Source organism: Microbulbifer variabilis (assembly GCF_023716485.1).
Taxonomy (GTDB): Bacteria; Pseudomonadota; Gammaproteobacteria; order Pseudomonadales; family Cellvibrionaceae; genus Microbulbifer; species Microbulbifer variabilis_B.
Genome location: NZ_CP092418.1, coordinates 4,687,673 through 4,710,314 on the forward strand (window position 1 = coordinate 4,687,673; position 22,642 = coordinate 4,710,314).

The 22,642-nt window shown below is 53.3% G+C and carries 17 protein-coding genes; 4 read left to right on the forward strand and 13 right to left on the reverse strand.

Translation table 11 applies throughout. From position 1 onward, the window contains the following. Positions 1-21: 21 nt before the first annotated feature. The 6 genes from MJO52_RS20485 to MJO52_RS20510 form a co-directional block, all read right to left on the reverse strand. The gene (locus MJO52_RS20485) at positions 22-615 is read right to left on the reverse strand and encodes an OmpA family protein (protein ID WP_252083802.1); all 594 of its coding nucleotides are present in this window, start codon (positions 613-615) and stop codon (positions 22-24) included. 73 nt (positions 616-688) lie between these two features. Beyond that, positions 689-1,336, reverse strand: coding sequence for an HAD family hydrolase (locus tag MJO52_RS20490; RefSeq protein ID WP_252083804.1), 648 nt, complete (start codon positions 1,334-1,336; stop codon positions 689-691). A 14-nt stretch (positions 1,337-1,350) separates the two neighbouring features. Next, a complete protein-coding gene (locus MJO52_RS20495; RefSeq protein ID WP_252083806.1) occupies positions 1,351-1,716 on the reverse strand; it encodes a hypothetical protein in 366 nt (121 codons plus the stop codon). Between the two features lie 50 nt (positions 1,717-1,766). Further along, positions 1,767-2,513 carry a 16S rRNA (uracil(1498)-N(3))-methyltransferase gene (locus MJO52_RS20500; protein ID WP_252083807.1) on the reverse strand — a complete coding sequence of 249 codons (747 nt, stop codon included), beginning with the start codon at positions 2,511-2,513 and terminating at the stop codon, positions 1,767-1,769. Between the two features lie 135 nt (positions 2,514-2,648). Continuing rightward, positions 2,649-5,780, reverse strand: a complete 3,132-nt coding sequence (locus tag MJO52_RS20505) for an efflux RND transporter permease subunit (RefSeq protein WP_252083809.1) — start codon at positions 5,778-5,780, stop codon at positions 2,649-2,651. Next, positions 5,780-7,027: an efflux RND transporter periplasmic adaptor subunit gene (locus MJO52_RS20510; RefSeq protein WP_252083811.1), complete on the reverse strand. Its 1,248-nt coding sequence runs from the start codon at positions 7,025-7,027 to the stop codon at positions 5,780-5,782. Before MJO52_RS20510 ends, MJO52_RS20505 begins: the two co-directional genes overlap by 1 nt. A 289-nt stretch (positions 7,028-7,316) precedes the next feature. On the opposite strand from MJO52_RS20510, the gene MJO52_RS20515 reads away from it, so the two are divergent. After that, on the forward strand, positions 7,317-9,671 hold the full coding sequence (locus tag MJO52_RS20515) for a Tex family protein (protein WP_252083812.1): 2,355 nt from the start codon (positions 7,317-7,319) through the stop codon (positions 9,669-9,671). Positions 9,672-9,762: 91 nt separating this feature from the next. Here MJO52_RS20515 and MJO52_RS20520 read toward each other — a convergent pair whose 3' ends face one another. The 5 genes from MJO52_RS20520 to MJO52_RS20540 all read right to left on the reverse strand — a co-directional run bounded on the left by MJO52_RS20520 (position 9,763) and on the right by MJO52_RS20540 (position 15,126). After that, positions 9,763-10,428, reverse strand: coding sequence for an RluA family pseudouridine synthase (locus MJO52_RS20520; RefSeq protein ID WP_252083813.1), 666 nt, complete (start codon positions 10,426-10,428; stop codon positions 9,763-9,765). Positions 10,429-10,497: 69 nt separating this feature from the next. After that, positions 10,498-11,337, reverse strand: a complete 840-nt coding sequence (gene metF, locus MJO52_RS20525) for a methylenetetrahydrofolate reductase [NAD(P)H] (RefSeq protein ID WP_252083814.1) — start codon at positions 11,335-11,337, stop codon at positions 10,498-10,500. A 61-nt stretch (positions 11,338-11,398) separates the two neighbouring features. Continuing rightward, positions 11,399-12,784, reverse strand: coding sequence for an adenosylhomocysteinase (gene ahcY / locus MJO52_RS20530; protein ID WP_252083815.1), 1,386 nt, complete (start codon positions 12,782-12,784; stop codon positions 11,399-11,401). Between the two features lie 95 nt (positions 12,785-12,879). Continuing rightward, entirely contained in the window at positions 12,880-14,100 is a 1,221-nt protein-coding gene (gene metK / locus MJO52_RS20535) for a methionine adenosyltransferase (protein ID WP_252083816.1), read from the reverse strand. Between the two features lie 69 nt (positions 14,101-14,169). Further along, entirely contained in the window at positions 14,170-15,126 is a 957-nt protein-coding gene (locus MJO52_RS20540; RefSeq protein ID WP_252083817.1) for a metalloregulator ArsR/SmtB family transcription factor, read from the reverse strand. Between the two features lie 264 nt (positions 15,127-15,390). On the opposite strand from MJO52_RS20540, the gene tkt reads away from it, so the two are divergent. Then, complete coding sequence (gene tkt / locus MJO52_RS20545) at positions 15,391-17,382, forward strand: transketolase (RefSeq protein WP_252086042.1); 1,992 nt, start codon at positions 15,391-15,393, stop codon at positions 17,380-17,382. Between the two features lie 89 nt (positions 17,383-17,471). Then, positions 17,472-18,497: a type I glyceraldehyde-3-phosphate dehydrogenase gene (gene gap, locus MJO52_RS20550; RefSeq protein WP_252083818.1), complete on the forward strand. Its 1,026-nt coding sequence runs from the start codon at positions 17,472-17,474 to the stop codon at positions 18,495-18,497. Between the two features lie 203 nt (positions 18,498-18,700). Here gap and MJO52_RS20555 read toward each other — a convergent pair whose 3' ends face one another. Together MJO52_RS20555 and MJO52_RS20560 are read right to left on the reverse strand one after the other, a co-directional pair. Beyond that, positions 18,701-20,695, reverse strand: coding sequence for a hypothetical protein (locus tag MJO52_RS20555; protein WP_252083820.1), 1,995 nt, complete (start codon positions 20,693-20,695; stop codon positions 18,701-18,703). A 246-nt stretch (positions 20,696-20,941) separates the two neighbouring features. Next, entirely contained in the window at positions 20,942-22,078 is a 1,137-nt protein-coding gene (locus MJO52_RS20560) for an aminopeptidase (protein ID WP_252083822.1), read from the reverse strand. Between the two features lie 77 nt (positions 22,079-22,155). On the opposite strand from MJO52_RS20560, the gene MJO52_RS20565 reads away from it, so the two are divergent. After that, entirely contained in the window at positions 22,156-22,389 is a 234-nt protein-coding gene (locus MJO52_RS20565) for a hypothetical protein (protein ID WP_252083823.1), read from the forward strand. Positions 22,390-22,642 lie beyond the last annotated feature (253 nt).

Here is a 22,642-nt window from a genome sequence, read left to right on the forward strand (position 1 = left end):
AATGCCGGGTTTTTATTAAATTTATGGGCTCGGAGATGTATTTAATCGCGGCAATCTACTGGGCATTCGGTCGAAGTTTAAGACGCGGATGACCAGACGTCGGTTTTCTTTCTGCCCGGCCTTGCTTTCATTATCGGCGATAGGGTCTGTATCACCATAGCCCTGGGCCCGCATACGCTCACCGTCTACACCGCGCTCGATCAGGAAATTGCGCACCCAGTCTGCTCGCCACTGAGACAGGTGCAGGTTTTTCTTTGGGTCGCCGTCATTATCCGTGTGCCCCTCAATCGTAATTCGCATCTCGGGGAAATCGCGCATGATCACCAATAACGCCTCTAGATCGGCGATGCTGTCCATACGCGGCGCAAAGCCACCGGGGTCAAACTCCAGGCGCAATCTAAAAGTATCCCCATCTTTACGGGAATTTCCGCGTAAAAAGCGCACTAAATCATCGGCAAAGGGAGCCGCCTGCCGCGCCTCTTTCTCGCTGTCTCCGGACTGCACCGCAGACTGAGGCTCAAGGGCGTATTTCCTGTTGGGATCGGGGGTGGGGCAGCCGGCAAGTAATAGCACCAGCAGGGCGAGATAGCAGACGAATAAAGGCTTGCCCGCCATAGACAAAACTTCCGGTTTGCAGACGTCAAATTCAGTGTAGAACAAGCTGCCGGCGGGAGGAGATATCTAGCCGTTAGAGGAAGTTCAACACCGACATCATATCGCTAACTACCCGGGCACCGCGCTGCTCCAGCTGTGGCGCTCTCTGCTTATGGGTACTGTAACCGACCACGCGCATGCCAGCGGCTACCGCAGCTTCCACGCCAGCGTTAGAATCCTCCACGACCAGACAACGCCCCGGCTCCACCCCCATACTGGTGGCCGCATGCAGGAACAGCTCCGGCCAAGGTTTACCGCGGGAAACATCCTCAGCACTGTAGATCCTGCCGTCGAAGTAGTCGTAGAGACCTGTTTTATTTAAGGTGAGATGCATTTTCTGGTGAGAACCCGATGAGGCCACGCAACTGCGCATGCCGATCTGCTGTAAGTGATCGAGCAAGCCCTCAATACCGACTACGGGTTCCAACTCGGCGTGGAATGCTTCGCGAATACGGCGCTCGGTATTGCCAAAATAATTGTCTGGCAGGGGGCCGCCGAAACGCTTCTCGATTTCCAGTAGGCAATCCCTGGCGGGCCGGCCGCTGAATTGCTCATCCAGCTCCTCCGCAGTGGTGGCCATACCCAACTTATTCATTTCTTCGGCGAGTATGCGGCAGACGATACTCTCACTATCCACCAACACACCGTCGCAATCAAAAATGATCAAATCTATGGAAGACATGGGACCCCGTAAAATCAGCGCGCTGAAAGCAGCATAATACCGATAACCACACCGAGTATGCCGCTGATACGCAGGAAGTTTTCATTGCCCTGGGAGATTTTGATCGCCAGCGCCTTGCCGCGCTCAAAACCCATTTGCAGCATATAGGCGCCACTTAGCAGCACCAATACGCCCAGGGCGTTGAAGAGGATATACCAGTGGCGCGTGTCAGCGATCAACAACAGGAAGAGACCGATAAAGATGCGCAGCCAGGCGGAAAAGAAATAGCCCGTTTCGCTGAGTCGCTCACTGATGGTTTGCGCCAACTTGGGCTTGGCAATAACCGCCAGTGACAACAAGACAATGGCGATACCCAATAACCCTACAATCACTCGAATCATAGTTTCCCTTCCTGGTTTTCATCCTATCCAATTTTGGCTTGCGTCGGCTCCTACAGGTCACCCCATTGGAACTGTAATACAGACAGTGCGGCGATAGGCGCGGTTTCGGTGCGCATAACCCTCGGTCCCAAGCGCAGTGGCATAAAGCCGTGGCCCAAGGCCAGATCAATCTCCGCCTGGGACAATCCACCCTCTGGCCCCACCATCAACAGGGCCGAATCCGGCTTGCCATTGTCCGCTTCCCAGCGACGCAGATCCAGCTCGGTGCGGTGGTGTAATACCAGCTTGGTTTGCGGTGCACCCTGTTGTACTGAGATCTGCAGATAGTGCGGTAGCTTTACCGGCTCGGCAATTTTCGGCAATAGATTGCGCTCACACTGTTCACAGGCGCTGATGGCAATCTGGCGCCAGTGGCCGAGCTTTTTTTGCAGGCGTTCGCCGGAAAGTTTGACCTCGCAGCGCTCGCTGAACAGCGGCTGGATAGCCGCCACCCCCAGCTCGGTAGCCTTCTGTATCACCCAGTCGAATCGGTCACCACGGGAAATGCCAATAGCCAGGGTTAACGCCAGAGGGGACTGGCGATTGTCTTCGCGAAACGCACCAACACCCACTTGCGCACGCTTACCTGCTGTCAGCAACTCTGCGCTGTACTCGCCGCCCAAACCATCGAAAAGAGTAATAGGGTGGCCGGCGCCGAGGCGCAGGACTTTTACCAGGTGCCGGGAGGCGCCCTCATCCAACTCGATTTGCGAAACACAGGCCAGGGCCTGCTGGGAGAAGATACGCGGAATGCGCATGGGTAAAGATCCTGTAAAGCACTATAAAAAAGCCGACAGAGATGTCGGCATTTTGCAGGCGGGTAGTTTAGGCACTAATGCGCAGACCAGGCAATGGCGGAGAGCCCCCGCCATTGCCTGGCGTGAAAATCGCGATCAGGCTGTTTCCAGAGACACCGGGGTATCAGTTTGCTCCTGGCGCTTGCTTTTCGGACGCAGTACTTCGATCACCTTGTACAGGTTCGGCACCAATACCAGGGTTACCGCAGTGGCAAACAGGACGCCGAAGGCGAGACTGATCACCATCGGGATCAGGAACTGGGCCTGGATTGAACGCTCGAACATAATCGGTACCAGACCGATAAAGGTAGTGATCGAGGTCAGGATAATCGGGCGGAAACGATCCCGGCCCGCCTGTACCACCGCATCCATCACCGCCCAACCCTGGGCGCGCAGCTGGTTGATGCGATCCATCAATACCAGGTTATCGTTCACCACAACCCCCGCTGCGGCGAGGAAGCCGAGCATGGACATGATGCTGATATCGTGACCCATCAACAGGTGGCCTACTACCGCACCGAAGAAGCCGAACGGTACTGCGGTGAGGATCAACAGCGGCTGCGAGTAAGAGCGGAAAGCGATGGCCAGCAGGGCGTAAATGGCGAACAGAGACAGCACGAAGAACGCCAGGATCGCACCGTTGAACTCCTCCTCCTCCTGCATTTCACCGGCGGTTCTCAGGGAGAAACCGGGGAACTGGCGCTCCAGCTCAGGTACCAGAGTCTCGCGCATATCCTTGAGAATTTCCTGCGCAGTGGAGGTGTTCGGCGTTAGCTCGGCAAACACTCGCACGGTGCGCTCGCGGTTGTTGCGGCGGATGGTGGTGTAACCGGGCACATAGACCGCCTCGGCTACCGCAGAGAAGGGCACCTCACCTTCTGCCGTACGAATACGCACGCGATCCATCTGCTCTTCGCTGGCGCGCTCTTCCTGCGGGTAGCGCACCATCACCCTAACGTCCTCACGACCGCGGGGAATACGCTGTACTTCTTCACCGTAGAAACCCTGGCGCACCTGTCTGGCCACATCCGCCAGATTGATACCCATGGTGGTGGCGTGGGGCCTCAGCTGGATTTCGATATCGCGACGCGCACTGGTGAGATTGTCACGCACATCGTAAACACCGGCGTAGCTGTTCATCTTCTTCTTAACCGCATCAGCGGCCGCGCGCAATTCGTCCATGTCCCCGGAAGCGGTACTCAGGTTCAGACTCATACCGTTGCCGCCATCGTTGATAGTGGCATCAATATTGAGGTCTTCAACACTGGCCGGCATTTCACCAATCAGCTCGCGCCAGCGCAGCGACAGGGTTTTGGAAGTCACATCACGCATCTCTCCGTCGGTGAGCTGCAAGATCACAAAGATATTGCCGCGCCAGTTGAACACCATGGAGTTCATCACGAAGGGCTCGCCATCGTTGAGCTTCAGCATCTCCTCATCGGTAGCGAGCTTATCTGCGGCCTCCAGCACCTGATTCATCACGCGCTCGGCCTCATGGAAAGGCTCGCCATCGGCCATGCTGGCGCGCAATTCCAACAGATCCGACGGTACCTGCGGCGAGAAGGAAGAACCCACATAACCACTGGTAAAGACACTGATGGAAAGTACCAGCGCCATGAAAAAGACCATCACCGTGGTGCGGCTGTTGCCAAGGGACTTCTTAAGCAGCGGCAAGTAGTACTTGTCACCGGCGGTCTTCATGGCCCCGGCGAAGCGGCCGCGCAGCTTCTGCAACTTGATGCCCATGGCGGATTTGGCGGGTTGCTCCGGTTTCATGCCCACCAGGTGCGCCGGCAGAATCAGCAGAGACTCCACCAGGGAGAACACCAGACACAAGAGCACCACCACCGGCAGTGCCAGCATCATCTGCGCGGTATAACCGGGCAGGAACAACATGGGGATAAAGAACACCATGGTGGAGGTCACGGCGAAGATCACCGGCGCGGAGACCTGCTTCACACCCTCTTCCGCAGCGGCCAGACCGGTCACACCGCGGTCGTGGGCCGCATGCACCGCTTCCCCCACAATAATCGCATCGTCCACCACAATCCCGAGAATCAGCAGGAAGGCGAACAGCGACAGCATATTCAGGCTGACCCCGGTAATCGGCAGCAACCAGAAAGCACCGAGGAAGGCCACAATAATGCCCACCGTTACCCACATCGCCAGCGCCGGGCGCAGGAACAGCATCAACATGATAAAGACCATGGCGAAGCCGCTTAAGGCGTTGGTGGTCAACAGGTTCATGCGGCCTTCAAAAGCTTTGGAGAAGTCGAACCAGACGTCGAATTCCATACCCGGCGGCAACTGGGTGCGCGCCTCCGCCATAAACGCCTTGATACGCTCGGCGGTGGCCACCACATCCAGCGGCTCCCCCTGAACCACACGCAGGTTCATAGCCGGATTGCCGTTAAAGAGAATGACGTTGTTGTACTCCTCGAAGCCATCGCGCACGGTGGCCACATCGCGCAGCAGCAGTACAGAGCCATCGGCACGGCTGACTACCGGAATACGCTCGAAGTCTTCGGCGGTATAGGCCTGACCACGGGTCTGCACCTGGATATCACCGCGATCCGAACGCACCATACCCGCTGGCAGATCGAGGGAGGAGCGGCGCACCGCGTTGGCTACGTCATTGAAGCTCAGGTTGTAGCGGCGCAGGTCCAGCTCGGAAACCTCGATGGACAGCTCATCCGGGCGCTCGCCCCAGATATCCACACGGCGTACACCGGGAATCAGTGTGAGTTTGTCGCGCAAGTCCAGCGCGGTCTCCTTGAGCTGACGCTCGGAAACCGGACCGCCAATGGCGATCATCATCAGCTGGGTATCCCACTCCTGCAGGCGAATCACCGGGCGCTCGATACCCTCGGGGAAGGTGTTAATACTATCCACCTGCACCTTGATATCGTTGAGCAAGCGCAGCTCATCGTAGCCATCCACCGCTTGAACTTCGATAGAGGAGTGGCTGCGGCGAGAGGCGGAGTTCACCTCCTTGATGCCCTTCACCTCAGAGATAGCCTCCTCCACACGCACGGTCACCTGCTGCTCGACTTCCGCCGGGCCGGCACCGGGATAGGAGATTTCTACCTCGACAATACCGGGCTGAATCGCCGGAAATACCTCGCGATCAATCCCACTGATTCCGAAGAAGCCGCCGATGATGATCATAATCATCAACAGGTTGGCGGCCTTACTGTTGCGCGCGAACCAGGAAATAATGCCGTTCATCAGTGGCCTCCGTGGGCAGCGCTATTCGTGGCTGCGGTCTCACCGGTGGTACTTGAATCGGTTTCGGCATCGCTCTTAACACTGTCGATCAAACCGGCGGGCTTTTCATTGAGCGGATTAGCGGTAAGCGCCATGCCCTCGCGGGAGTAACCCAGGCTGGAAACCACAACGCGATCACCAACGGCGATATCACCGCGCAACCACACCTGATCACCGATGCTCTGCAACAGCTCCACAGTTTTGAAAACCAGCTTGCTCTCTTCATCCAACACCAGCAGGTGATCGCCTTCGTGCAGGGCCTGGCGTGGCAATACCACTATGCGATCCAGAGTGCGACCGGCAATATCGGCCTCCACAAACAGGCCGTTCATCAGCGGAACATCGCCCTCATAGGGATTCTGTACCTGAGCCACGGCATAAATAAAACGACTATTGGTGTCGATGCTGGCCTCGGTGCGCACCAGCTGGGCACGCCACTCGCGCTCAAGCCCAGCTACCATCGCCCGCAGGCGTACTTCGGGGCCATGCTCAAAGGATTTACCCAGGGGCAGATCGAGCAGCGCCAGCTGTTGATCGGTCAGAGGCAGGCGCACTTCGGCGATGCCGGTGCTGTGGATTTTTGCCAGAGGCGTACCGGGGGTGATGTACTGGCCCAGATCGACATAAGTCTCCACCACGCGCCCGGCAAACGGCGTTTTCACTGCGGTGCGCGCCAGATCGAGTTTGGCTTGGTCGCGATCCGCTCGCGCGGCGGCCACTGCGGCCTCGGCGGCTTCAAGGTGTGGCTTGCGCAGAAACAGGGCGTTGGCAGCTTCGCTGCCCAGATTGCGCCACTCGCGCTTGGCCTGCTTGGCGCGACCCTGCTCTTGAGCCAGGGCGGACTTGGCATCGGCCAGCTGTGATTCGGCACGTGTCACTTTATAGATGTAGTCGGCTTGCTCGAGCTGCAGCAATGATTCCCCCTCGGCAAAGAAGCCGCCGGGCACAAAGGCCTCGCCCACACCTTCAATCACACCGCCGACACGGGCCACCACCTCAATTTCATGGCGAGCATGCACGGTGCCCTGGCTCGGTACCAACAAAGTCTGGCGCCCCGGCTCCGCATACAGGACATCCGCCACCGGCGGTACCACCACCTCCGGTGGTTTTTCTTCCGGCTTGGGCTTCAATAACACCACCGCAGTAATGGCGGCCGCCCCGATAGCCAAAACGGTAAATAAAAGCTTGTTCTTGCTCGACACTTTCACAGGCACCCTCTACCCCATTCTGTGACCGATACTGGTCAAATTTTAATTAGCGCGCATTCTACTGGAGTTCGACGCAGATAAGAGTCGATTCGGATGCAGGTCGCCGCAGGAGTTTGTGCTTTATCGCAAACCTTCCTCGCTAGCCCCTGGTAACGCATAATGCCCGCCCCAATTTACCGTTGCAGGAGAGACAACGGGCCGCGCAAAGCCAAGGAAACCGATAGGCTATTTCCCGGTCAAACGCCGCTCCTTAAGGTACGAACCCCCGGAAAACGGATATAGACATCAAATGCTGGATATCAACGCTCGCATCGCAGAAGAACTCAACGTACGCTCCCAACAGGTAACTGCCGCAGTATCCCTGCTGGACGAAGGCGCCACGGTGCCCTTTATTGCCCGCTACCGGAAAGAAGTAACGGGAGCTTTAGACGACACCCAACTGCGCACACTGGAAGAGCGCCTGCGCTACCTGCGCGAACTGGAAGAGCGCCGCGCAGCCATCCTCAAGAGTATTGATGAACAGGGCAAACTCACCGCAGAATTAGCGCAGCAAATCAACGGTGCCGACACCAAGAACCGCCTCGAAGATCTCTACCTGCCCTACAAACCCAAACGTCGTACCAAAGGGCAGATCGCCATCGAAGCGGGCCTCGAACCTCTCGCCGACGCCCTGATTAACGATCCATCCCTCGATCCCGCCGCAGAAGCGCAGCAATACCTCAACACCGATCATGAAGACGCCTCCTTACAGGTAAAAGACATCAAGGCCGCCCTCGACGGGGCCAAATTTATCCTGATGGAACGCTTTGCCGAAGATGCCGAACTGCTGGGTAAACTGCGAGACTTCCTCAAGCGCGATGGCCAGGTTAAATCCAAGCTGCTCGACGGCAAAGAGGAAGAGGGAGCCAAATTCCGCGACTATTTCGAATACGCCGAGGACTGGTCCAAGGTGCCATCCCACCGCGCCCTGGCGATTTTCCGCGGCCGCAACGAGGGCATCCTCGCCATCAGTGTTGGATTACCAGAAGAGGAAGGTACTCCAGCCACCGCCAGCCATCCCTGTGAATCTATGATCGCTCGGCATTTCGATATCAGCGACGAAGGCCGCCCGGCGGACAAATGGCTCGGCGAAGTGGTGCGCTGGACCTGGCGTATCAAGCTGCTTACCGCGTTGGAAACTGACCTGTTGGGTGAGCTGCGCGAGAAAGCGGAAGAGGAAGCCATCAAGGTCTTCTCCCGCAATCTCAAAGATCTGCTGTTAGCCGCACCTGCCGGACACAAGGCCACTATCGGCCTGGACCCGGGACTGCGTACCGGTGTGAAAGTTGCAGTGGTAGATGCCACCGGCAAAATACTGGACCACACCGCCATCTTCCCCAATCCGCCGCAAAACCGTCATCAGGAATCCGCCGCGGTTATTGCCGCCCTGTGTAATAAATACAATGTAGGCTTGATCGCGATCGGCAACGGCACAGCCAGTCGCGAGACCGATAAATTTGTCGGTGAGACCATTAAGCAATACAAATTAAATGCGCAAAAGGTGGTGGTAAACGAGGCAGGCGCCTCCGTGTACTCCGCTTCCGAATTCGCCGCGCGGGAATTTCCCGATCTGGATGTCACCATCCGTGGCGCCATCTCTATTGCCCGTCGCCTGCAAGACCCGCTGGCTGAGCTGGTAAAAATCGAGCCTAAATCCATTGGTGTCGGCCAGTATCAGCATGACGTTTCACAGACTCAGCTGGCGCGTTCCCTCGACGCTGTAGTAGAGGACTGTGTAAACGGTGTCGGTGCCGAATTGAACTCTGCCTCAGCGCCACTGTTGGCCAAGGTTTCCGGCCTGACTGCCTCCATCGCCAGCAATATCGTCAGCTACCGCGATCAACACGGCGCCTTTAAAAACCGCAAACAGCTGATGGAAGTACCGCGCCTGGGGCCCAAAGCCTTTGAGCAAGCCGCCGGCTTCCTGCGAATTAATAACGGTGAAAACCCGCTGGATAAATCCGGGGTACACCCCGAATCCTATATCGTGGTGAAACGCATCGCCGAGAAAAACGACCGCGAGATCAACAGCCTGATCGGCGACTCCGCCTTCCTGCGCCGCCTCAACCCGGCAGATTACACCGATGAAAAATTCGGTGTGCCCACCGTTACCGATATCATCGCCGAGCTGGAAAAACCCGGCCGCGACCCACGCCCTGAATTCCGTACTGCGCGCTTCGAAGAGGGCGTTGAGGAAATCAAAGACCTGCGCCCGGCCATGGTGTTGGAAGGCACTGTTACCAACGTCACCAACTTCGGTGCGTTTGTGGATATCGGCGTGCACCAGGACGGACTGGTCCATATCTCCGCGCTTTCAGAAAAGTTCGTGAAAGATCCCCACGAGGTGGTTAAAGCCGGCGATATCGTCAAAGTGAAAGTGATGGAAGTGGATGTCGCACGCAAGCGCATCGGTCTTTCCATGCGCCTATCCGACGAGCCCGGCGAGCAGGGCAGCGGCGGTATCAACAAAGGCGACCAGCGTGAAAACCGCCAGGCCCAGCGCTATAACAAGCAGCAGGGCAATCGGCAGCAAAAGGGCAGCCAAGGGAATAGCCGTGGCAGCATGGGCGATCTGTTAATGGCGGCAATGAAGAATAAAAAATAATACGGCGGACCAACAAAAAAAGGGCGATCACCAGATCGCCTTTTTTTATTTAATGAAAAATCAAAGCCGGTTGTAAAACTAGCATTAACGATTATTCAGCTGAGAAAGCCTCTGGTAATTCACTGGTAATACTCAGGCGCTCTTGCGTCTCCGGATGCACAAATTCCAAAGCACTGGCATGCAATAATAATCTCGGAGCCGCAGCTAGGGCTTCTGAGTGTGCATAGAATGGATCACCCAATATCGGGTGTCCCATCGCCTGCATATGCACCCGCAGCTGATGGGAACGGCCTGTAACCGGCAAGAGGCGCAGTAAGCTGCTGTCTGCTGTACTAGATATTTTTTCCCAACGCGTGAGAGAGGGCTTACCCACCTCATGATCCACTTTTTGTTTTGGCCTGTTTGGCCAGTCACAAATCAGAGGCAGATCCACCTCACCTGAGTCTGCAGTAGGTATCCCCCACACTCTGGCAATATAGGTTTTATCGACCTTGCGATTTTGAAAGAGTGTGCTGAGTTTGCGGTGAACTTCCGGGCTCCGCGCCATTACCAACAGGCCCGAAGTATCCATATCCAGGCGGTGCACTATCAGTGCTTCCGGGTATTTTTTTTGTACCCTGCTTGCCAGACTATCTTTATGGGCCGGGTCTCTGCCAGGCACACTGAGGAGACCGCTGGGTTTATTTAAAATTAGAAAGGAGGAATCCTGATAAATGACCGATGAAAAAGGCTCGGTTGGTGGGCAATATTTACGCATTATTTAACTCTTACAACCTGCTAAATACTAATGCCCACACCCGGTGGCACTATAAAATATCAAGGAGGACTAGCGAGCCTCAAGGCCCAGGTCCTTTAAAATACTCTCTGAGGCACCAATCTGATTCATCGTATAAAAATGCAATCCTGGTGCGCCCCCCTCCAATAAGGTTTCACACAGGTCGGTAACTACTTCGAGACCCAGCTTACGGATATCATCGGGGTCGCGATAACTTCCCATACGTTTTTTCAGCCAGCGCGGAATCTCTGCGCCGCAGTTACGCGAAAAACGCACTAAATTATCGAAGTTAATAATTGGCATAATCCCCGGATAGATCGGTGCATCGATACCGGCTTTCTCACACTGATCTATGAAATAAAAATATGAATCCGGGTTATAGAAGTATTGAGTCAGGGCGCTATTCGCTCCCGCCTCAAACTTTCCTTTTAAATAGCGTATATCATCATCATAACTGTTGGACTCCGGATGAATTTCCGGATAGGCGGCAACTTCCAGGTGGAAATGATCGTCAGTATGGCGGCGAATAAAAGCCACCAACTCATTCGCGTAGACCAGTTGCGCCACCGCACCCATTCCAGAGGGCATATCCCCGCGCAGGGCCACAATACGATTTACACCGGCCTCTTTATATATATCTAATAATCCGAGAATGATCTCTTCATTGTCTCCACCAAATGACAGGTGCGGCGCGATGGAAATACCATCTTTGCGCATATTGGTAACAATATTGGCGGTAGTTTCACGTGTGGTACCACCGGCACCATAGGTAACTGAAAAGAATTCGGGATTAAACGCCTGTAAAGCCTCGCGGGTTTTATACAGCTTAACGCGGCCTTCGGGGGTTTTGGGTGGGAAAAATTCGAAACTGATGCGAATGGGATTTTTCATTATATTTTCCAGGCCCTCCGAAATTCAGATGCCGGCACAGCCGGCATCTTTTATGAGGGTATTAATATTTATAGCTTTCGGGCTTATATGGACCGTCGACAGAAACACCAATGTATTTGGCCTGCTCCTCGGTCATACGGGTAATTACTCCATCAAAACCTTCCACCATATAGCGCGCGACTTCCTCATCGAGGTGCTTGGGCAGTACCTTGACATAGAGTGCAGACACTTTTTGATCGGAGGCCAAGTCGGCAAACTTCTCTTCAAACAGGTGAATTTGCGCGAGAACCTGGTTGGCAAATGACCCATCCATAATACGGCTGGGGTGACCAGTGGCGTTGCCCAGGTTTACCAAACGGCCTTCGGACAACAACAGCAGGTGATCATTGGTTTCGCTATTGCGCACTATTTTATGCACCTGGGGCTTCACTTCTTGCCATTCCCAGTTCTCACGCATAAAGGCGGTATCGATTTCATTATCGAAGTGGCCAATATTGGAAACTACAGCGCCGCTCTTCAGTGCCGCCAGCATATGCTTATCGCAGACATTGGCATTGCCGGTGGTGGTGACAATCAGGTCAGTATTGGCCAGCAGCTCTTTATTAATGCCTTCGGCGGTGCCGGTGTTAATACCATTAATGTAGGGAGAAACCAGCTCGAAACCATCCATACAGGCCTGCATGGCACAGATGGGATCCACTTCAGAAACCTTTACGATCATGCCTTCCTGGCGCAGCGAAGCGGCGGAGCCTTTACCCACATCACCGTAACCGATAACCAGCGCTTTCTTACCCGCCAGCAGGTGATCAGTGGCGCGCTTGATTGCATCGTTCAGGCTGTGACGACAACCGTATTTGTTGTCATTTTTGCTCTTGGTTACGGCGTCGTTGACGTTGATCGCCGGAACTCTAAGGGTGCCTTCACGCAACATGTCCTGCAGGCGATGTACGCCGGTGGTGGTTTCTTCACTGATACCGTGGCAATTGTTCAGGACGGCGGGGTATTTACGGTGCAGCAGTTCGGTGAGGTCACCACCGTCGTCGAGAATCATATTCGGCTGCCAGCCGGCAACATCGGCACCCACGGTACGCTCTAAACACCACTCGTACTCTTCTTCCGTTTCACCCTTCCAGGCAAACACAGGAATTCCGCGTGCGGCGATCGCGGCAGCAGCGTGGTCCTGAGTGGAGAAAATATTACAGGAAGACCAACGTACTTCAGCACCCAGGGCAACCAGAGTTTCAATCAGTACTGCGGTCTGAATGGTCATATGGATACAGCCCATAATACGCGCACCGGCGAGAGGCTGTTCCGCGCGGTATTTCTCCCGCAGGGTCATCAGCGCCGGCATTTCACCTTCGGCAATTTCAATTTCACGGCGGCCCCACTCGGCCAGTGAGATGTCCGCGATCTTAAAGTCTTTAAATTCAGTGCTCATTTGATTCATTCTTTTGAGTTCCAGTAATGTTCTTTTCACTCACTGAGGCGCCACGGCGCCTCCTGATAGCGACTCACGATATGGAGCCGCGTTTATCCAGTAGATTACAAGCCCGCCTGCGCACGCAGCGCATCGACCTTGTCAGTCTTCTCCCAGGGGAAGGCGGTGAAAGTTTCGCTGCGCGCTTGGCCGTTGCCATCCACCCAGTTATAGGTGTGGGTAAAGGGATCGCGGCCAAAGTGGCCGTAGGCTGCAGTCAGCTGATACATGGGGTGCAGCAGATCGAGGGATTTTGAAATGGCATAGGGGCGCAGATCGAAATTCTCGCGCACCAGCTCCACCAGTTTCTCTTCGGAAACCACGCCTGTGCCAAAGGTATTGATGGCAACCGAGGTAGGCTCGGCAACGCCGATGGCATAGGACACCTGAATTTCACAGCGCTTGGCCAGGCCTGCGGCGACAATATTCTTGGCCACATAGCGACCGGCATAGGCCGCAGAGCGGTCCACTTTGGACGGGTCCTTACCGGAGAAGGCACCGCCGCCATGGCGCGCAGAACCGCCGTAGGTATCCACGATAATTTTGCGCCCGGTCAGGCCACAGTCACCGACGGGGCCGCCAATCACAAAATTACCGGTAGGGTTAATATGAAATTTGGTGTCCTTGTGTAGCCACTCTGTCGGCAGGGTATGGTGTACGATCAACTCCATCACCGCATCGCGCAGGTCGGCCTGGCTCACATCGGGATTGTGCTGGGTGGAGAGCACCACCGCATCGATAGCGCAGGGACGGCCCTGGTCGTCGTAGCGGAAAGTAAGCTGGCTCTTGGCATCCGGGCGCAACCAGGGCAGCAGGCCGGACTTACGCGCCTCAGCCTGACGCTCCACCAAGCGGTGGGAATAATAGATAGGCGCCGGCATAAAAGTCGGTGTTTCATTGGTGGCGTAGCCAAACATCAGGCCCTGGTCGCCAGCACCCTGGTCTTCCGGCTTGGCGCGGTCGACACCCTGGGCAATATCCAGGGATTGCTTGCCGATGACATTGATCACACCACAGGTTTCCCCGTCGTAACCCACGTCGGAGGAGGTGTAGCCGATATCGGTAATCACCTTGCGCACCAATTCCTCCAGATCAACCCAGGCGGAGGTGGAGATTTCCCCGGCAATAACCGCGATACCGGTCTTTACCAGAGTTTCACAGGCAACGCGCGCCTGCTTGTCACGAGCCAACAGAGCATCCAATACCGCGTCGGAAATCTGGTCGGCGATTTTATCCGGGTGCCCTTCAGACACGGATTCCGAGGTAAACAGTTTGTATTCACTCATGTGAGAGTCTCCATGTGTTCCGCCGCGGGCGGTTAGCAAAATTCTGGGCCTGACAATCGACTGCAGTTGTCAGGGTTTTACAAATTCTCTGATCTGAATCTGAAAGCCATTGCGCAGCGCACTGTAGACACTGCGGCCGTCCCTTAAACCGGCAGTTTGTGCCCACTGGCTCAGCTGTTCGGGGGCAAATCCCAGCCATAGATCACCGCAGGCTTCCCGCGCCCAGTCCTGACCGTGCTCCTGTAGCTCTGCCACCAGTAACTGGCCACCACTTTTCAGCGCGCCTTGTAAGTCCTGGAAAATCTGTGCGGGGTCGGGGGTGTGGTGCAATACCATATTCACCACAACGCTGTCCGCACTGGCTGGGCGTGCCGCTGCAGCACGGGTGTCACCACAGACAAATTCGATATTGGCCAGGCCCTGCTCATCGGCGAATGCCTGGGCGCGCTCCAACATAGCCGAGGACAGATCCAGCGCAGTGACTGTGGCAAAACGCAGGGATAACTCCTGTAGGAACTCCCCCTCACCGGGCCCCACCTCTAGGGCATGGCGGCCAGAGTTGAGCAGCTGTGCCACCTGCGGGCCATACACGCTGTAACTGGCGATCAACTCCTGCTGTTCACGAAAGCGATTGCCGTAGTCCGCAAAGAAGCGACGCGAGGCTTCGGCGCGCTCCTCCGAGATACGCGCCACCGATTGAGCCCGCGCGTCTGATAGCGGCAACTGGTCCAGGTTGGCGAACAGCTGAGCGAGCAGCGGTGTGCTGCCTGTGCGCCGGTAAAAGAGATTGTTACCCTCGCGGCGCTTGCTCACCAACCCCGCTTGGGCAAGCACCTTGAGGTGGTGACTCAGGGCCGGTTGGCGCAGATCAAAAATTCGGCAGAGTTCCAGCACGCTGTAGGAGTCCTGGCTAAGCAGGCGCAAAATCTCCAGGCGCAGGGGATCCCCCGCAGCTTTTAGGGTCGCCGCCAGTTGGGGAATTTCCGCGCCGGTGCCGGATTGAGAAATGGGCTGGATTTCAGACATGCGGACGAGTCTATCAGGCACACCACCCTATATCAAAGAACTTTGATATAGCTTTATAAAATTATTTTGATGTAGGTGCTTATGGCCACCATCAGCACATAAACCTGGGCAATTGTTGCTTCACTTAATAGCAATTTTCCTCCGCAAGCCTTTGCGTGAGACACACCTTTACGGGAAAATACGCCCCCATTTTGTCGCTGCGGGAAGCGCCTGTAGAGCACCCCGCGGCCATCCGAAAATCAGAGAGTTCTTCCTATGTCTTCTATTCCCTCTCGCACGGACAAGGCCAATGCTATTCGCGCCCTGTCTATGGACGCCGTCCAGAAAGCCAACAGCGGCCACCCCGGTGCGCCTATGGGTATGGCGGATATCGCCGAAGTGCTGTGGAATGACTACCTGAAGCACAATCCAGCCAACCCCGAGTGGGCCGACCGCGACCGCTTTGTGCTCTCCAACGGCCACGGCTCCATGCTGCTGTACTCGCTGCTGCACCTGTCCGGTTACGACCTGCCGATCGAAGAGCTGAAAAATTTCCGCCAGATGCATTCCAAAACCCCGGGCCACCCGGAGTACGGTTATGCGCCGGGCGTAGAAACCACTACCGGCCCTCTCGGCCAGGGTATTACCAATGCCGTTGGTATGGCATTGGCTGAAAAAGTATTGGCAGCACAGTTCAACCGTCCGGGTTACGAGCTGGTCGACCACCACACCTATGTATTTATGGGTGACGGCTGTTTGATGGAAGGTGTTTCCCACGAGGCCTGCTCCCTGGCCGGCACCCTGGGCCTGGGCAAACTAATCGCCTTTTATGACGACAACGGCATTTCCATCGACGGAGAAGTAGAAGGCTGGTTTACCGACGACACGCCCAAGCGCTTTGAATCCTATGGCTGGCACGTAATCCCCAATGTGGATGGCCACGACGCCACCGCCATTAAAGCCGCCATCGAAGAGGCCCGCGCGAACAGCGATAAGCCAACCATTATTTGTTGTAAAACCGTGATCGGCTTCGGCTCCCCCAACAAGCAGGGCCGCGAGGAGTGCCATGGCGCACCTCTGGGTGACGATGAAATCTCCCTGGTACGCGAAACCCTCGGCTGGGCCCACGCCCCCTTCGAAATCCCCGCGGAGATCTATGCCGACTGGGACGCCAAACCCAAGGGTGAAGCCCAGGAAGACGAGTGGAAAGACATTTTCGCCGACTACCGCGAAGAGTTCCCCGAGCTGGCTGCCGAATTCGAGCGCCGTATGCGCGGCGAACTGCCCGCAGACTTTTTTGCAAAGGCCGATGACTATATTCAGCAGTGCCAGGACGATGCGCAGAAAATCGCCTCGCGCAAGGCGAGCCAGAATGCACTGAACGCCTACGGTCCGCTGCTGCCTGATTTCCTCGGTGGTTCCGCCGACCTGGCTGGCTCCAACCTCACCATCTGGTCCGGCTCCAAGGGCGTCAGTGCCGAAGATGCCTCCGGCAACTACGTCTACTACGGCGTGCGTGAGTTCGGCATGAGCGCCATGATGAACGGCATCGCCCTGCACGGCGGTTTCGTCCCCTATGGCGCCACTTTCCTGATGTTTATGGAATACGCCCGCAACGCCGTGCGCATGGCCGCACTGATGAAGCAGCGCGTGATCTTTGTCTACACCCACGACTCCATTGGCCTTGGTGAAGATGGACCCACTCATCAGCCGGTTGAGCAGCTGAGTGCTTTGCGCTCTACCCCCAATCTACACACCTGGCGCCCCTGCGATGCCACCGAATCCGCAGTGAGCTGGAAAATGGCTATCGCACGTAAAAATGGCCCCAGCACCCTGGTGTTCAGCCGTCAGGGCCTGGCGCCGCAACCGCGCAATGCCGCACAGCTGGCCCAGGTAGAGAAGGGCGGCTATGTACTGTCCGACTGCGACGGCACCCCGGAAGCGATCATTATCGCCACCGGCTCTGAGGTGGAGCTGGCCATGGCCGCCCAAGAAAAGCTCGCGGGCAAGAAGGTGCGTGTGGTCTCCATGCCCTGCGCCGAAGCCTTTATGGAGCAGGACGAGTCCTACCGCGAATCGGTACTGCCCTCCGCCGTGCGCGCACGCGTGGCCGTAGAGGCCAGCCACCAGGATTACTGGTATAAGTTCGTCGGCTTTGACGGCGCCATTATCGGCATGAGCAGCTTCGGTGAGTCCGCCCCCGGCGGCGAGCTGATGCACCACTTCGGTTTCACCGTGGAAAATGTGGTGGAAACCGTCGAGAAAGTGCTGAACTAATTTCAGCACTCTAGCCGGGCGCCCCTTGCACACAATATCGCGAGGGGCGTCTCGGCTACGCCTTCAATTCCTATCCGGCATGTACCGCTATGACCACCCGACTCGCCATTAATGGCTATGGCCGTATCGGCCGCTCCGTTCTGCGCGCTCTGTACGAATCCGGCGCCCGCGATACCCTACAGATTGTCGCCATCAACGAGCTGGCAGACTGCGCTACCATCGGCCACCTTACCAAGTACGATTCGGTACACGGTCGCTTCGCCGGTGATGTCTCAGTGAAATATGACACACTAACAGTTAATGGCGATTCCATCGCAGTTACGCATTTCGAGCGTTTGGAAGACCTGAATTGGCGCGAAGAAAATGTCGATATTGTGCTGGAATGCACCGGTAGTTTTAAAGAGCGGCGCTGTGCCGAACTGCACCTGGCCGCAGGGGCAAAAAAAGTTTTATTCTCCCAGCCCGCCAGCCGCGATGTGGATGCCACCATTGTTTATGGGGTTAACGATCACACCCTGAACGGCAATGAAACTATTATTTCTGCCGCCTCCTGCACCACCAATTGCAGCGTGCCGGTAATCGCAGCGCTCGACAAGGCGTTTGGTATAGAAGCGGGCGTGCTGACCACCATCCACTCCGCCATGAACGATCAGCCGGTAAGCGATGCCTATCACCACACCGATTTAAGAAAAACACGCTCCGCCGTTACCTCAATTATTCCCGTCGACACCGCACTCGCCCGCGGCATCGAGCGCATATTGCCGCACTTATTTGGAAAGTTCGAAGCCCAGGCTATGCGCGTACCCACTGTTAATGTCTCCGCTATTGATCTATCGGTTCAATTACAAAAAGACGTAAGTCAAAGTGAGATCAACGCTTTACTAAAATCCGCAGCTGCGACCGAGTTTAAAGGCGTACTCGGCTTCACCGAAGAACCCCTCGCCTCCTGCGACTTTAATCACGACCCGCGCTCGGGAATTATTGATGCCAGTCAGACACGGGTTGCCGGCGGAAAATTAGTAAAGATATTGATTTGGTTTGATAATGAGTGGGGGTTTGCGAATCGGATGTTGGATGTGGCCAGAGAATTAACCCAAAAGAATACCTCCCATTAAAGCTAAACAAGCCATTTACTTCTAGCAGTAAAATACCGATTTTGCGTTAATAGGAAAATCGACACCTAATAAATATCAGTTCCAAGTATAGAGCTCATCAACTTAGCATGCTCAGGATAAGGACAAGAAAGGCGGTAAATCCTTACCGCCCTATAAGCCAATTGCAAAAATACAGTTCTTCTATTTGATTATGGAACTCTAATTTATTGGTCGACAGGCAATGGTACGGGCCTTTCACTAACTTTATACATGAATGAATTATATATATGCCCACCAACGAATATATTATTCGTTAAATCAGATAAACCAGGAATTTCATCACGTCTTTCATTTGAGAAAAATTTCAACTCCTTTCTAATCCAGAACAACTGCTCCTCTTCTGATACCTGAGAAAGGTTCCACTCTCGCTCACTACCAAGTGAGCAATCTGCATTGGATTGGGGATCCCAGTCACTAGGCATACAGCTGTCGCCATTCATTCTCCGGTAAAATCTAATAATCAAATTTCCATCATCAGATAGCTTCCAAAGCCCCGAATAAATATCAAGTTCATCACTAACTAACTCTCCATCAGAATCCCAATCAAAAATAGTTATTCTTTTTACTGTACCGTCAGAATTCACCTCAAACCAAGAGTAATCTAATGGTTGAGCAAAGTACGAGCTAAATTTATAAATACCCTCTACTGTATTCTCTTTCCATGAATCCAGATCTTTAGCTAGTACAGTATCAAAATCTATTAGTCGTCCTTTCTCTGACTCTTCTAGAACAAACGTTAAATTTTTTCCCTTATACATATAGTCTAGAAAAACATATGTGAATTTACTTCCTGCAGAGGTATCTATAATGATTTTTTTATCGTCTTCCAAGCGCCAAACCCCAGACATATTAGTGCTTGTCTTTCTTCCATCTCCCTCCACACCAGGAATAGATATATTGACCGTCCCACCAGTTTCAAACTCTCCCCTAAAGCTCATACCAAGAACTCTAACTGAAAGCCTGGGAGAAACCCCATCTACGGGATTTATGACTTCTCCAAGCATAGCTGGTGTCGGCATACTATATTCTTGTTCCAACTTAACTGACTCAGAAACTTTTATTATGCTTAAGGAGCGAATCGCAGTTTCTGCGTAAATATTGCTCTTTATCTCTGGATTAAGAATAATAGGATCAGGACTGACATCATATTCTTCAACTTGCAGAATAACTGATGAAATAGCATCACTGTCCATCATCCACACAAGATCGTTGATTACGATATGGCTTTCTACGGAGTAGGTTCCAAAAAAACTAACGTGCCTTATCAAATCTGCATCTTTAAACGTAATTCCATTATCATTTTTTGACCATGTAAAACTAGTATTATCAACTTCTCCATTAATTTCACCGGTTCCATCTGGTCGTAGAGTAAGCCTCACCTTCAAATATGGTAGATAATAGGTATCTGCTATTTGCAAATTACTATTAGATAAATAGCCAAATAATTTTATATTCTCAATTAGACTTGACTGTGCCTTATCGAACAAATCAGCAAGCCTTTCTTTTGCGTTATATACAGAAATAGATACTGCGGATTTATTGGCTGCTAACTCATATATATCACGATAAGCATTAGGGATAGAAAGACCGGAATCTTCCATTAAACTTTCATTACTACTATATAAACTAATGAAAGCAGCTATATCAAAAACTACGGAAGCATTAAGACTCCTTAAGGATAAAGTTAACTCTGAGTCTGACTTTATCTCCCCTGCATTTATGCTTTTTAGATGCGCGGAAAAAGCTGTAGAAATACTGGTAATATTTACCTCATTCTTTTCCTCCTGCACTAAGACTCCGTCTTCACCAGATTTCTCTAGCAAAGTTCTTACAGAGCCAAGTAGACTCACAAGTCTTATACTACTTTCGGCAGGAAAAATGGCTTCAGCTCTTACAAAGCTATCAATCTGAGATTCAGAGATATCTATATCGATAGAGTAATTCCCTAACGCATCTACCTCTCCATAAAATTCAGTATCAGCTACCTGTAACCTCACCTCAGCATGGGTAAAGCTCGTAGTTTCCACATATCCTTCAATCGTCAAGCTAACCGTTTTCTCGGGGGGCTCATTATTCTTGTCTTTATCATCGCTGCTACAAGCTGATAGAATTAATAAGCAACCAATTATTAAAAAATTGGATAAGAATTTAGGGTACATCATTCTACTCATTCATACTGGATGGAATTCTGAGGGACGGGACTATAAAGAAACAAGCAGAGCCAGGCCAGAAAAATTAAGATATGAAATTTTGAAATTACACTAACTAGCTGTCACACAATGCAAATAAATGTCTGAACATGACTTGTTGATAGTAATAGGATCAAGTTTAATCATTCTTATGGTTTGAAAAAATTTCCGGTAAAACCCTTTATCAAGAAAGGGTCGTCTACGACGATTTTTATATTAATCACGTAAAATGCATCTCATTTCATCTAGCCCTCCTTGCTTAATCTCTGAGTTTGACCGGCGATATTCATCCCCCAACTGGCGTAAACGTTCTTCGCGATTAACCTTACTTAAATCTCCCAACCTTTGCGCAGCATTATAAAAAGCCTCCCAACTACCACTATCCAAATAAAGCTGCTTAAAGGCCGGCACTTGGGATTCATATTCAGCAGCCAGGGCCAGGGTGGCATTGTTGGTTTTTTCTATATAGTTTTGATAGCGCGCAGGATTGGGCCAGTTTGCAGATAGCTTTCTATAGCATTGACGTAATCGGGATAAAACCCGGGCTTTTTGTTCGCGCTTTAAATCATCTGGCTGTGAAGATTGATAGACTGTTTGTAATTGGCTGCGTGCGGCTGCCATCAATTGACGCACAGACAAGGTTTCTGCACGTGCCTGAGCTGCGGAGCTGACCAGGCCCTGACTACTGAGCCAGCCGGGTAGGGCAATTTCTGAGACGGCGGTGGCAAAGCTCTCGTTGAACTGGGTATCACCGGAGATATAAACCCTTCTATGGGCCAGTTCATGAAATAAAAGACCGGCTAGGCGTTCCTGAGGCCAATTAACAAAACTGGATAATATTGGGTCGTTAAACCAACCGAGGGTGCTGTAAGCGGGCACCGCACCCAGATATACATCATAGCCCTGTCCGCGCAGTTGATTCGCTTTTGCCTCTGCCGCAGACTTGCGAAAATAACCTCGGTAGCTGGCGCAGCCGGCGATAGGGTAACACCAGCGCTTAGGCTCAAGGGAAAACTCCGGCGCTGCCAGGACATTCCAAATCGGGTAGGTGTCATCTAACTGTACATAAGCGTTATAGGCATCACCTACCGGCAGTTGCAAAACTTCAGCTGCATAGGCACGAATCTGCAATACCAGTTGTAGCTGCTGTTGTAATTGCTCACTGGTACCCGGTTCATTAATGACTTTTTCTATCGGCTGACGCCCAGACAAAATACGCCACTGGCCGGCAGCTGCTTGGGCGTAATAACCGACGGTTTCACACCCCGCCAAATACAGTGGGATGATAAGCAGCCATAAGCGCAAATTAAGCCATTTTTTTGGCAGGCCCGTGATAAGCAATCTGCTATACACTTCCTTTCCTATTGTCATTTTAATGTGATCTGGCCAGGGCCTTTTCTTCCCCTTCAATAGCCTCTAAGGGTTATAGCATGATGCCAGTTAGCGCGGTTCTGACAGTATTTGCCCTGGCTTTTGCCGCCATTGCATGGCTGCGATTAGTGAAAGTGTGCTTTGACGACAGCACTATAGCTGGATTCCTCGCTCTTTTTATACCTCCCTTGGCACTTGTGCTGCTTCTCCCTCGCTGGCGCCAGGAGCAGGAGTTATATCTACTATGGGGCGCAGCACTTGCCTGCCTGCTATTAAGTTTTGTGCTGCACTGATGAAAAAACTCCCTATGCTCTAAAGTGCATATATGAATCTAGCTAACTCTACCAAGTAAAATACTGGTCAGTCGCAGTACTGCACCTTCTCCTTTAGGAAAAGTAGCCCCCTAAGAACACCTGCACTTGGTATCAGCTTATATACGCCCAGCTAAAGACCACAGATCCTTCTCTTCTCCAGTAACTCAAGCCCAGTTGATTTAGGTCAAGAGGTTTGTAGCACTACTCCATACACTGCATAACTGAAGCATTG